We start from the raw sequence: 12,412 nt of genomic DNA, 5'->3' as shown, positions 1-12,412 counted from the left end.
TGCTAAGCCCTATGGTTAATTGCGTATCAGGATGCTCTAATATGAATTGTCCTTTTATGGAACAGTTTCAAAGATCGGTTTTTGAAATGAATGATAGCTTAGATTTAAAAGAGCAAAGAGACTGGGACGCAAACTCCGAAAATGAAGAAAAGGATTTTTACAGAAGAAGGCCGCCCTATGGTCCCGGACCATACTTCGGACCTGGTCCATATTTTGGTCCCCGGCCCTATCCCATAAGGCCCTTTTATCCTGTGCCGCCGCCCTATTATTATCCCGGACGATTTCCGGGAGGACTGCCTTTTTTAGCCGGGTTGGCATTGGGAGGATTCTTATTCTGACAAAGCACCAGGTTCAACCTGGCGCTTTGTCAGCTTATGCTTTCTATAATTATATCCTTGTAATATGTTTTTAATATTTCGTCAAAGGTAAGCCCTTCTTTTGCCAGGTATGCTGCGCCATACTGGCTCATGCCGGTGCCGTGGCCATAGCCTCCGCCGTAAAATGTAACATCTATTATATCCCCGGCTGAGTTTTTGTGTGTTTCAAAAACCATGAAGGCAGAAGGAAGGAGAGAGCTGTTTTTCAAATCAGCCCCTTTTATCCTGTTGATTAGAATATCCTGTTCACCTAAGGTATCGGATTTTCTGGGACGAAGTACATATCGCACATTAAGCTCTTTAATTATCTTATAAGTTCCATTGGTGCCGTATAAACATAACTCCATTATATTTCCGCCGCCGCCCCGCTTTGTTACCTTTAAGTCCAGAAGGTCTCCTAAACAATTTGAGGGAATTTCCTTATCTTTAAATTCATTTCCTTCAAGAGTTAAAATATAATTTGGCTGACTTGCAAACACTTCAGGAAGATTCTTTTCGATGGTATTTTTTAGTTGATACTTTGTGAATGTAACCTTCCATCTGAAATAAGGGGAGTCGGAGTCATAGCTTTTTAAGCTCCAGTCCTTAAAAAACTTGTCTGCGTCCTCTTCGGTGGACAAATCAAATTCCGGACCCTCCAGAAGATAGCTTACGGGGGATAAATAGGGCTTTACATCTCCCGGGAAATTTCCGTTGCTTGACCAAACTTCATGGGCATTGGCACCGTAGCCATGGGAGGTTGAGTGATATTTTGCATCTATTAGCATACCGTCATATTTCATAACCAAACCTTTAGTTGAATCGATTGCTTCATTTATAAGCGGATACTCCTTGCTGCTGTTATAAACCTGGCTCATGGTGCTGTCGTCCACATGAAAGCCCATTTCAAAATACCTTCCGCTCAAAAGGTCGGATATGGCATAAGTCCTGGCAGCCACAGCCTGAGCCTTTAGCGCCTCAAGACCAAAGGATAAAGGCATTTCGCTGGGAACAACCTGGTAAAGATAATGCTCTAGATTTACCTCGTTTGTTAATCTTAAATTAGAGGAAACATTGGTGACCTCAAAGCTTCCCCTGTATTGGGGAGTTCCGTAGCCTCTCTCCAGGGATAAAATTTTAATCATTGCATTAACAGGCTCTATATAAACCCGGTTATTGAAAATATGGATCTCATCATTATATTTTACTTCTATTCCGCTACCTGCGGGATTAAGCTGTACCTTTTCACCGGCAGGAATTGCTATGTTTACGCCGTCCTTTTTTCCTTTTATTTCAAGGCCTGATGCCGATACAAATTCCAAGGCCTCATGGTCGAAGGAGCGAAAGCCCTGATTTTTAATGCCCACCCTGATATTATTTAAGTCCATATCACCATCAACTATGATAGTTTTTATATGCCCTTCACCATCAATGTAAACATTTATATTCTGAGCTCCCACAAGCACATTACTTATTTTACTTACTGAAATGCCCTCATCTTTTTTGTATATATTGACGGAGTCGGAAAAATTCATATTGCCGCTGTATTCCAGTTCCAAAGATTTTGAACTTCTTGACATGATTTTTTCATTGACAGGGGGAACATAACCTGTGATCTTTAAAATTTTATTTTTCCTTGCTATAAAATTTATTACTCCTATACCAATATCTTCTACATCATCTGTTGCTGTAAATGTGTGAGGCTCTCCGTTTATATATATTTCATACATATAGTCTGAATCCAGGGCGAGCTTATTGCCAACCAAGCCGTGCTCAATATGTTCTATAAAAATAATATTGTTTGTGTAAAGTAAGACTAAAGTAAGTAATAAGATAAGAAAAAGACCTATTAAAATACTCTTTATGTTTATCAAAGGTTTTTTATTGCCGTACATATTTTAACCTTGAACCCAGAGACCGGGGATAATTAAAAGTTATTTTTTAAAATCCACCCTGACATGCTGTTCATCTCCGGTATCTGCCCTTTCCATTGTTATTTCAATTATGCCGTTTTCATATACTGCATTAATTGATTTCTCATTAACTATATAGGGTAGCTCTACCGTCCTGTCAAAAGGCCCGTATATGCATTCGCTTTTTAACATATTTCCCGGCAGATTATTCAGATATTTATCCTTTGAAATACCTCTTATGTTTAATTTGTTTAAGGATACGGATATTGAGAGGTCCGAGGGCTTTAAAATTCCGGGTATTTCACATACAACTATTATTTTTTTCCCGTTATCATACATATCAATTCTGGGACGCTCGGCAGTCACCACATCATAAAATCCGTTCCATAAACCTTCTCCCATAACCTCTGACACGATTTTTTTGATGTAATCCAGATTCGGATTTTCGTCATGTTTGGAAGTGTCCAAATTTACACACCTGCCTTGGAAGTATTTTTATATTACTACTATTATATTACATACAGCATGTACATATTGACTTTTATGTTTTTAAAATTTTTTCGCATTTGATTTTGAAGTATCGGATGGAATAAACACAAAGAATTGAAGCAAATATCAATGAAGCTGAATACTTTATTATAGAAAAATTATTAAAGAGGTAATTCTTATGTTTAATGTACAAAGAAGTATTGATAATCATGAGATTTATGTTAACTACAATGAATATCTTTATGAAGAGGGGGATGAATATATAGGCATTCTTGAGCACATGGCAGGTGAAGGGTTCATAAAAGACTTTGATGGTATAATCGATCTCATTACCCTGAGAAAACTTAAGTTAAAGGATGCTGAAAAAATTAAATCTGTTTATTATATTTTAAAGAAAGGAAATGTGTCCAATCTTTATATAGTGTCAGACAATAAGAAAGTACTTAGATTCGTTAAAAAACTCATACCTGATATACCCACAAAATTAATAAAGGTTCATTGATTTTAGGAAGGGGCTGTCGCATTTGACACACTGCATTTACTGTGCTCGAGTTCTGCAAGTTCTAAGGTTCCCTGCCTTGAAAATACAAGAATTTTTAAACTTCTTCCGTTCAAACAATCTAAAATTTTAAGTATTTTCTACGGCAGAGTCACCAAGAGCTTTGAACTCTCGCAAATGCTCATTTATGTTGTTTCAAATGCGACAGCCCCTTATATATGTTTACCCGACATGGTGCGGCCTATTTTAAAATTTCATCAATTATGGCACTAAAGCTTTCCGTCAAGGCTTTAAGCTTGTTTTCCACATCAGCACCGTCTTTGCCTACAGCTGAATAGTAAATTTTGATTTTAGGTTCGGTGCCTGAAGGCCGTATGCTAATTACTGAATTATCACGGGTTATTATTTGAAGCACATCGGATTTAGGCAAATCACCGATTCCTTTTTCATAATCCTTTATCTCTGTTATTTCCGTACCTGCTATTTTTGAAGGCGGATTATTCCTTAAAGTCCTCATTATTTTTGCAATAAGCTCGTTGCCTTCCTTGCCCTTTAAAGTTACAGATTTTAATTTTTCGGAATAATATCCGTATTTTTCATAAATGTTCTTAAGAGCATCATATATGGTCATACCCTTTTCCTTATAATAAGCCCCCATTTCACACACCAGGGTGGAAGCAATAACAGCATCCTTATCCCTTACAAAGGTGCCGCTTAAGTATCCATAACTTTCTTCATATCCAAAGAGGAAGGAATGAGATGAAAACTCTTCAAATTCCTTGATTTTTTCACCTATGAATTTAAATCCCGTAAGGGTATCTATGGTATCTACTCCGAAGGATTGGGCGATAACCCTTCCAAGCTCTGAAGTTACAATGGTTTTAATTACTATTCCGTTCTTGGGAAGCTTCTGCCTTTCTTTAAGCTGGGACAGTATATAGTGAACCAGTAATGCGCCTATCTGATTTCCTGTAAGAGTTATGAATTCACCTTTTTGGTTTTTTACACATACACCTAATCTGTCACAGTCCGGATCTGTGCCTAAGATAATATCGGCATTTTTTCCTTTTGCCATTCCGATTGCAAGGTTAAAAGCGCTGTGCTCTTCCGGATTTGGTGACTTTACCGTACTGAATTCAGGATCAGGCAATTCCTGTTCGACTACAACGTATACCTCTTTAAAGCCTGCGCTTTCAAGGGAGGTTCTGACCGGAATATTTCCTGCTCCGTGAAGGGGGGTGTATATGATTTTAAAATCATCACTGTGTTTTTCAATTATATGAGGATTTATTATAAGAGATTGCACGTCGTTTATATACATGGTGTCTATCTCTTGGCCGATTATTACAAACAAGCCTTCTTCCTTTGAGCATTCGGGGTTTTTATATTGAATACAGTTAAAATCTTCAACCTTATTTATTTCATCTAAAATTTCATTGGCTACGCTTAAGGATATCTGTCCTCCGTCCTCCCAATACACCTTGTATCCGTTGTATTCCTTTGGATTATGGCTGGCTGTTATTACGATGCCGGCAATGGCGCTTAATTTTCTTACCGCATAGGATAATTCCGGAGTAGGTCTCAATGCATCAAAAACATAGGCTTTTATTCCATTAGCTATAAATACTCCGGCAGCTTCGTATGCAAATTCCTTGGATTTATGCCTGGAATCATAAGCAATTGCTATTCCGCGAAGCAATGCATTATCTCCTAAGCGTTTCACATAATTTGCAAGCCCCTGGGAAGCCTTTCTTATTACATATACATTAATCCTGTTTGTTCCTGCGCCAATTACTCCTCTTAATCCTCCGGTGCCGAACTCCAGATCTTTGTAAAATCTGTCTTCTATTTCTTTATGGTCAATATTTTTAAGCTCATCCTTAGTTGCATCATCAATATATGGACTGTTCAGCCATAATTCATATTTTTCCATGAAATTCACAGATTAACACTCCTTGCGAAATATGTAATATTACATATTTTATATTTTTCAATTATAATAATAAATAGTAATACTATTATAGTATAGTAGCTGTTTAAATCCAATCGTTTATTATAGAATACTGGAAGGGATATGAAATATCATATCCCTTTGGAGTTGTTGATGGTATTAGGCAGCTGAACCATTCCGATATCATGGCTTGAGGACATGCTTAAAACCGAGCTTGGGAAATCAATTGTAAGCATAGTCAGGACATAATTTGAAATATCATATGAGGCTTTCTGGCAATCGTCAAAAAGATATTTCAAATAAGTTTCGTCAAAATTTGTTTCAATGAAATAGGGCGATGTATGCTTATAGATAAATATTTTGCCCACCACAGTTGTTTCAGGATTTTTTTTACAGCTTATCATAACTGTGCCGATTATTATATCAGGGGTTTCAATGTTCAAATTGATATCTATGGTTTTTATCTCTTCATTATTGACGCCGCGGCTTAAAAACAATGGATTTTCATTATACATTTAATCACCCCTTCAATAATTAATTTGCCCAATAATAATTTATAATTGTGCTAATCATAATAAGTTCATAATAAAAATTTAGCCAAAACTTCAATAATTATATTGTCAAAACATTTACACTTTTTCTTATTTAGGAGAAAATAAAAATAAGGTAGTGCGGCTTAAATACAAGCAGTTTGCTGTTTATTGCATTTAAATTAAGTAAAAGGCATAACATGAATTTTATGGAATTTTCGAGGTGATTTTAATGTTTGAGGGTGACTTGCAGGTTAAGGGAAAAACAGTTCATTATGTACATGAAGGAAAAGGAAAAAACATCGTGCTCCTCCATGGAATAGCCACCCACAGCGGTTTGTGGAAGGGAGTCATGTCCAATTTAACAAAAAAATATTCGGTTTACGCTTTTGATCTTTTGGGCTTTGGCTTGTCTCAAAAACCCGAGAGCAATGAGCTTAATCTTAAAAAGCAGGGGGCTTTTTTCTACGATGTTTTCAAGGAATTAGGTTTACAGGACATAATAGTTGCAGGTCATGATTTAGGAGGCGGAATTGCTCAGATAATGTCTTTGACATATCCTGAAATATTTAAGGCTATGGTTTTAATTGACACCATATGTTATGACTCCTGGCCCATTCAGATACTCAGTGAAGGCAACAAGGTTGAAATGCTCTTTCGTCACCTTCCTCCGGACATCATACGGGACACCTTCATACAATATATTAAGGACGGCCTTTACAATAAAGAAAATGCGTTGCAAATCGGGCAAAAATATTGGAAATATATCGAAGGAAAGGAAGGAATGGATAGCTTTATAAAATTAGTTCAATCCTTCGATAACAGGCAAACAGTGGAAATTTCAGTATCCTTAGGAAGCCTCAGACTGCCGGTTTTGATTATATGGGGAAAAAATGATGTCTACTTAAGGCCCAGCTATGGTTACAGGCTGAGCGAGGACATAAAGGGAGCAAAAATAGAAGTTTTAGATTGTGCAGGCCACTTCCTGCCCGAGGACCAGCCGGGGCTGGTCTCTCAACTGATGGATGACTTTATAAGCAGCATAAAAGGATAATTTCTCCTTTTATGGTACATATTAAATTAAGGGAGTTTTTATCAGGAAGTGTTATATCCGATAGCTTATTAGCGTCTAATTCCAAAGAAGCGTCAAGCGAACTTTAAAGAAGGGGGTCACTTCAGAAGAAATGTCCCAGCTTAGGGGGCGCAGCCGTTAAAACCAAGACGGTCTTACGGCCGAAGAGCTTTTTGCAATTAGATGCGTTGAAAATTTGGGGGGAGTTTTATGGAAAACAGCAAAACAATAGTAATTGCTCTGGGAGGCAACGCCATACTGATGCCGGGGCAAAAAGGTACGGCAGAGGAGCAAATGGAAAATGTTAATAAAACATGTGTTCAGGTTGCCCAAATGGTTAAAAAAGGCATGAGGGTAGTTATCACCCACGGGAACGGACCTCAGGTGGGGAATATACTGATACAAAACGGCTCCGCAACTGAGAGGGTGCCTGCAATGCCGCTTTATATATGCGGGGCCCAAAGCCAGGGGCTCATTGGTTATATGATTCAGCAGCAGCTTGTGAATAAGTTTCAGGAAATGGGAATAGAAAAATCTGTGGTTACATTGGTCACACAAATGGTGGTAGATAAAGAAGATGCCGCATTTAAAAACCCTTCAAAGCCTATAGGACTTTTTTATTCAAAGGAATATGCCCAAAAAGCAATGGATGAAAAAGGGGAGTACTGGATTGAAGATTCGGGCAGAGGTTGGAGAAAGGTGGTTCCTTCGCCTGAACCCATAAGGATTGTGGAAATAGATTGCATATTGAATCTTATAAATAATGGCTCAATCGTCATAGCAAACGGCGGCGGAGGAATACCCGTAATTGAAAATGAGGGAAAATACAAGGGAATTGAAGCCGTTATAGATAAGGATTTCGGAGGAGCAAAACTGGCTTTATATGTAAATGCCGATGCCTTTATGATACTTACGGATGTACCTAAGGTTTATATAAATTATAAAAAGCCGGAACAAAAACCTTTGGACGAAGTATCTGTGGATGAAATTGAAAGGCTTCAAAAAGAAGGCCATTTTAAAGCCGGAAGTATGGGGCCCAAGGTGGAGGCCTGCAGAAGATTTGTAACAGCAGGGGGCAAAAGAGCCATCATAACCTCTTTGGATACCGCCCTTGAAGCGTTAGAGGGAAAAGCAGGGACCAGGATAGTAAAATAATTAAAGATTAGAGGGTAGACAATGCAAAAGATAAATTTTACAGAGACGGTGCTAAGAGACGCCAACCAGTCTCTCATTGCTACAAGGCTGCCTTTTTCAAAGATGGAACCTATCTTAGACAGACTGGATAAGGCAGGCTATTATTCCATAGAAGCATGGGGCGGGGCCACATTCGATGCCTGCCTTCGGTTTTTAAACGAAGACCCCTGGGTGAGGCTTAAAAATATTAAAAAATATTTGCACAAAACGAAAATCCAGATGCTTTTAAGGGGGCAGAATATATTAGGATACAAGCATTATCACGATGATGTTGTTCGCTTATTCATATATAAGGCAGTAGAGAACGGTGTAGATATAATAAGGGTATTTGATGCTTTAAACGACATGGCAAATGTTGAAACAGCTATGAAGGCCATAAAGGCAGCCGGCGCCCATGCTCAAGGGGCCATATCCTATACCATAAGCCCGGTACACGATACAGGGCATTTTATTAAGACAGCATCCATATTTAAGGAAATGGGAGCAGACTCAATTTGTATAAAAGACATGTCGGGGCTCATTCTTCCTGGTGTGTGCCGTGACCTTGTCAAAGCTCTTAAAAGTTCTGTGGGCCTGCCTGTATTTCTTCACTCCCACTGCACAACAGGCATTGCGCCCCTTAGCTACATGGAGGCCGTTAAAGCTGGAGTGGACGGAATTGACACCGCCCTTGCACCCTTTTCCATGGGAAGCTCCCAGCCGGCAACGGAATCAATGTACTATTCCTTTTCCGATATGGGATATGACACAGGACTTGATATAGATGTAATCAACAGTATAAGCGAGTATTTCCTTCCTATTAAAGATGAATATATTAAATCCGGTCTTTTAGACCCCAAAGTTTTAGGCGTTGATGCAAATGTATTGAAATATCAGATTCCCGGCGGAATGCTTTCAAATATGATTTCCCAGTTAAAACAGCAAAATGCGGCCGGAAAGTTATCCGAGGTTTTAAAGGAAATACCCAGGGTAAGAGAGGATTTAGGCTATCCGCCTCTTGTAACTCCCACCAGCCAGATAGTAGGAACCCAGGCCGTTTTGAATGTATTGACAGGAGAGCGCTACAAGGCCGTAATAAAGGAAGTAAAAGCTTATTTAAAAGGGGAATACGGAAAAGCTCCAGGAGTGGTAAATGAAGCATTGAAAAACAAAATGCTGGGAGGAGAAAAGCCCTATGAGGGAAATTATAAAGATTCATTAAAGCCTGCATTGGAAAGCGCAAAGAAAGAATTAGGAACTTTAGCACAAAAGGATGAGGATGTTTTATCCTATATTCTTTTTCCTCAGATTGCAAAGCCCTTCCTGGAAAAAAGAAAAGAGGAGTTTTTTCAATCTGTATATAAACAGATAAATATAGAAGGGGTATAATTATATTAGAATAGTAATGTAAAATTTATCCTGTGAAGGTGTTTGAGTTGATAAAAACCAAGCTTAAGAAAATAATTATAACCTTCATGATAATAGCTTGTTTAGGTGTGCTGAAATATATTGGAGCATTGCCATATATCGTTGCAAGGTTCGTTGCTTCAGTCTATGTAGCAGCTTCTTACCCAACGGGGGGGTTTAAATTCCATAGAGCAGAATATGCATATGGTTTTGGTGATTATTCGGTGCAATATATAGATAAAGAAGGAAGAGGTTTAGGGCTTTTAATGTGTCCGAAGGAATTCCCTGTTTTCATCCGGTCGGATTCCATAAAGGGCGGAGGTTAAGCAGAGCTTTAATTCAATTTTTTTTCTTTTTAAAGACGCTGCTTATCTTTTTTTCTTTTTTTGAGAGCATATCCTTTATATTTCGTCTGTGGACATACACAGATAACATGGGTATAAAAATAGAAATAAGTACAATATTCAAATCATATTTTAAAATATATAAGGCCAATGGCAAAAGGGCTATGGCAATCATTGATGCCAAAGCAATATAATTTGTAATCAGTGCTAAGATTACAAGTATCAAACTTATTGCAATACATATTCTATAATCCAAAATTAAGAGCATGCCTAAGGTTGTCGCAGTTCCCTTTCCTCCTTTGAAATTCATATAAAAAGGAAAATTATGCCCCAGTATTGCTCCAAGACCCAATAGAAGATTGAGCATTGGAGAAGTATTAAAATAATACTTTGCTATAGCCATGGGAATTATGATTTTAAATATATCCCCTAGAAAGGTCATGAAACCAAGCTTCCAGCCAAAGGTCATGACCATGTTTGAGGTGCCTGCGTTTTTGCTTCCTGTATCCCTTATATCCGATTTTTTTATTACCTTGGATATTATATATGATGTTTGAAAGCATCCGAATAAATAACCTGCCAAAATTGCTAGTACATTCATGTATGTTCACCTTTAATTTATATTAGTAGATAAAATTTAATTCTCAGCCTGGGCGCGTTCTGTGTTCAGAAAACTTTTTGGTATAAGCTTAATTATCTTGCTTCCGTAAGGCATGAGCTTTATATCCTGAATATCTATGCCTCCGATTTTAAGCATTATCAGGCCGTAGCTTAAAGCGCCTATAGCTATTGCAATTATTGTTGACAGGGCATTTGAAATGTATGCTCCCATAAAAAGCCCTGTAAGCATTGAAAAAAGCTTATAAGAAGCTGCTGCAATAACACCCATGACAGCGGAAGCTAAAAAGGGACGTCCCACTTGGTTTTTAATTTTGATTCCTACCGGCACGAATTTTTTAATGTATTTAAAATTAATAAAGATGGCAATTATATAGCATACTATGGTGCCGATTACTGCACCCCTTATATTAACCTCGGGCACAGCTATGAGAAAATAATTTATAAATATCTTTACGAATATACCGGCGAGCATGGCGATAGTTGACAGCCTTGTTTTATTGACGGACTGAAGAATTCCTGCCTGGACCTGAACTATGGAAACCAGTATTATAACGACAGAGCCTATGGCCATCAAATACCATCCGTCCACATATTCCCCCCCAAAAAGCATTAAAAATACCGGCTTGCTAAGTACCCCCAATCCCACGGCCGAGGGTATGGAAAGCAGCAGGGATACTCTGAAGGTATGGCTTATCTGATCCTTTAACAGCTTGAAATTTTTTAATGCAATTGTTGAGCTGAAGGTCGGTATTGTGGCAATGTGCAATGCTGCTGTAATTGCAAGAGGCACGTTTAAAAGCTGTGTGTACTTACTCAAAACTCCGTACTTTATATAAGCATCTGCCGATGAAAAGCCGGCAGCAATGAGGCGCTGGTTTGTATTCCACAAGTCAACTACGTCCCCACCGAATACCACCACCGAGTTAAAGGCAATGGGAAGGGCATAGGCCAACAGCCTGTATGCCAAGGCTCTGTATCTTATGGTCATCAAATCGTCGGGGGTGTTTCTTAAAAGAAAATTACGGTCCTTTTTAAAGGCACGGTTTAAATAAAGGGCGCTTCCCAGGGAGCCCAGTGTGGTTCCCACAGTTGCACCGGCACAGGCCCAATCCAGACCGTAGGGCTTTAAAAGTAATGCAAATATAAGGGACAGCACCACATTTAAAAATTGCTCTATTACCTGGGACATGGCTGTTGGCTTCATGTCTGAATGGCCGTTGAAATATCCCCTGTATGTACAGGAAATGGCGGAAAATAGCATTGTAGGGGCTAGGGCAAGTATAACCCGGTATGAACGGTCAAAGCCGATGGCATTTGTTATGTGACCGGCGAAAACCACTGTTATAACAGTCATGAAAAGCCCGTAGCATGTTAATAAGAGCCGTGCAATTCTGTGGCTTCTTCTTGCATTTCTGAAATCATCGTGGGCCAGAAGTTCTGCTTGAAGCTTCGAAATGGCAATGGGAAAGCCCGAATTTGTCAAAACGTAAATAAACACATATATCCGATATCCGGCGCTGTATATGCCATATCCCTCTTCGCCTATAATCTGTAAAAGTATGGGTACATATAAAACTGAAAGTACTTTATTTAAAATTCCTGCCGCGCTTAAAACGGCAAAGCCTTTTGTAGCTGAAGAACTTTTGCTCATGTTTTACCTCTCGATTTCTATTCCTTATTAACGCAGTTAATAATTGACTATGTTAATATTATTGCAAAATATTACATGGTGCAACGGCTCCAAAGTGTATTATAACAGAAATTATTTCGACATGAAAATTTACGCAGTAATCATTATGTCATATTTTTTTCTGCTTTCATTTCATGATACCATAAAGTAGCACAAGTAGAATACCAAAGTTTAAAATGGAAATGCTTTGAATTTACAGTATGTGCATAATGTGTAAAGTGAAAAAATAAATAACAATATGGATTAAATATATCTTATTTACCAAATTAATATGAACAAATTGTTCAAAAAAGTTAAAAAAAGTGTAGGACAAACATATTTAAATGTTCTATAATATAAAATTGTAGATGTATTTTTAATGTCAATT

Annotated in this window: 12 protein-coding genes; 6 read left to right on the top strand and 6 right to left on the bottom strand. The window is 38.2% G+C overall.

The genetic code is table 11. From position 1 onward, the window contains the following. Nucleotides 1–41 precede the first annotated feature (41 nt). Nucleotides 42–338 carry a hypothetical protein gene (locus tag OXPF_RS23245; protein WP_278308329.1) on the top strand — a complete coding sequence of 99 codons (297 nt, stop codon included), beginning with the start codon at nucleotides 42–44 and terminating at the stop codon, nucleotides 336–338. Between the two features lie 29 nt (nucleotides 339–367). Here the strand turns inward: OXPF_RS23245 and OXPF_RS00355 are convergent, their stop codons facing one another. Beyond that, on the bottom strand, nucleotides 368–2,086 hold the full coding sequence (locus tag OXPF_RS00355) for a SpoIID/LytB domain-containing protein (RefSeq protein WP_160317115.1): 1,719 nt from the start codon (nucleotides 2,084–2,086) through the stop codon (nucleotides 368–370). A 204-nt stretch (nucleotides 2,087–2,290) separates the two neighbouring features. Further along, nucleotides 2,291–2,737, bottom strand: a complete 447-nt coding sequence (locus tag OXPF_RS00350) for an Hsp20/alpha crystallin family protein (RefSeq protein ID WP_054873232.1) — start codon at nucleotides 2,735–2,737, stop codon at nucleotides 2,291–2,293. 199 nt (nucleotides 2,738–2,936) lie between these two features. Between OXPF_RS00350 and OXPF_RS00345 the strand changes: the two genes are divergently transcribed. Further along, a complete protein-coding gene (locus OXPF_RS00345) occupies nucleotides 2,937–3,260 on the top strand; it encodes a hypothetical protein (protein WP_054873231.1) in 324 nt (107 codons plus the stop codon). Nucleotides 3,261–3,498: 238 nt separating this feature from the next. Here the strand turns inward: OXPF_RS00345 and OXPF_RS00340 are convergent, their stop codons facing one another. Beyond that, nucleotides 3,499–5,199: a phospho-sugar mutase gene (locus OXPF_RS00340; protein WP_054873230.1), complete on the bottom strand. Its 1,701-nt coding sequence runs from the start codon at nucleotides 5,197–5,199 to the stop codon at nucleotides 3,499–3,501. A gap of 140 nt (nucleotides 5,200–5,339) precedes the next feature. Beyond that, nucleotides 5,340–5,723, bottom strand: coding sequence for a hypothetical protein (locus tag OXPF_RS00335; RefSeq protein ID WP_054873229.1), 384 nt, complete (start codon nucleotides 5,721–5,723; stop codon nucleotides 5,340–5,342). A 247-nt stretch (nucleotides 5,724–5,970) separates the two neighbouring features. Between OXPF_RS00335 and OXPF_RS00330 the strand changes: the two genes are divergently transcribed. From OXPF_RS00330 to OXPF_RS00315, 4 genes are all read left to right on the top strand, one after another. Further along, a complete protein-coding gene (locus OXPF_RS00330; RefSeq protein WP_054873228.1) occupies nucleotides 5,971–6,792 on the top strand; it encodes an alpha/beta fold hydrolase in 822 nt (273 codons plus the stop codon). Nucleotides 6,793–7,020: 228 nt separating this feature from the next. Next, nucleotides 7,021–7,965: a carbamate kinase gene (arcC, locus tag OXPF_RS00325; protein ID WP_054873227.1), complete on the top strand. Its 945-nt coding sequence runs from the start codon at nucleotides 7,021–7,023 to the stop codon at nucleotides 7,963–7,965. 21 nt (nucleotides 7,966–7,986) lie between these two features. Then, nucleotides 7,987–9,372, top strand: a complete 1,386-nt coding sequence (locus tag OXPF_RS00320) for a pyruvate carboxylase subunit B (RefSeq protein ID WP_054873226.1) — start codon at nucleotides 7,987–7,989, stop codon at nucleotides 9,370–9,372. Nucleotides 9,373–9,419: 47 nt separating this feature from the next. Further along, the gene (locus OXPF_RS00315; RefSeq protein ID WP_054873225.1) at nucleotides 9,420–9,716 is read left to right on the top strand and encodes a hypothetical protein; all 297 of its coding nucleotides are present in this window, start codon (nucleotides 9,420–9,422) and stop codon (nucleotides 9,714–9,716) included. A gap of 13 nt (nucleotides 9,717–9,729) precedes the next feature. Here the strand turns inward: OXPF_RS00315 and plsY are convergent, their stop codons facing one another. Together plsY and OXPF_RS00305 are read right to left on the bottom strand one after the other, a co-directional pair. Then, nucleotides 9,730–10,335, bottom strand: a complete 606-nt coding sequence (plsY, locus tag OXPF_RS00310) for a glycerol-3-phosphate 1-O-acyltransferase PlsY (protein WP_054873224.1) — start codon at nucleotides 10,333–10,335, stop codon at nucleotides 9,730–9,732. Between the two features lie 36 nt (nucleotides 10,336–10,371). Next, entirely contained in the window at nucleotides 10,372–12,006 is a 1,635-nt protein-coding gene (locus tag OXPF_RS00305) for a putative polysaccharide biosynthesis protein (RefSeq protein ID WP_054873223.1), read from the bottom strand. Between the last annotated feature and the right edge of the window lie 406 nt (nucleotides 12,007–12,412).

The sequence above is a fragment of the Oxobacter pfennigii genome (genome assembly GCF_001317355.1).
GTDB lineage: Bacteria > Bacillota > Clostridia > Clostridiales > Oxobacteraceae > Oxobacter > Oxobacter pfennigii.
Note: the sequence above shows the minus strand (reverse complement) of the source record. Positions and strands in the feature narration are given on the sequence as shown.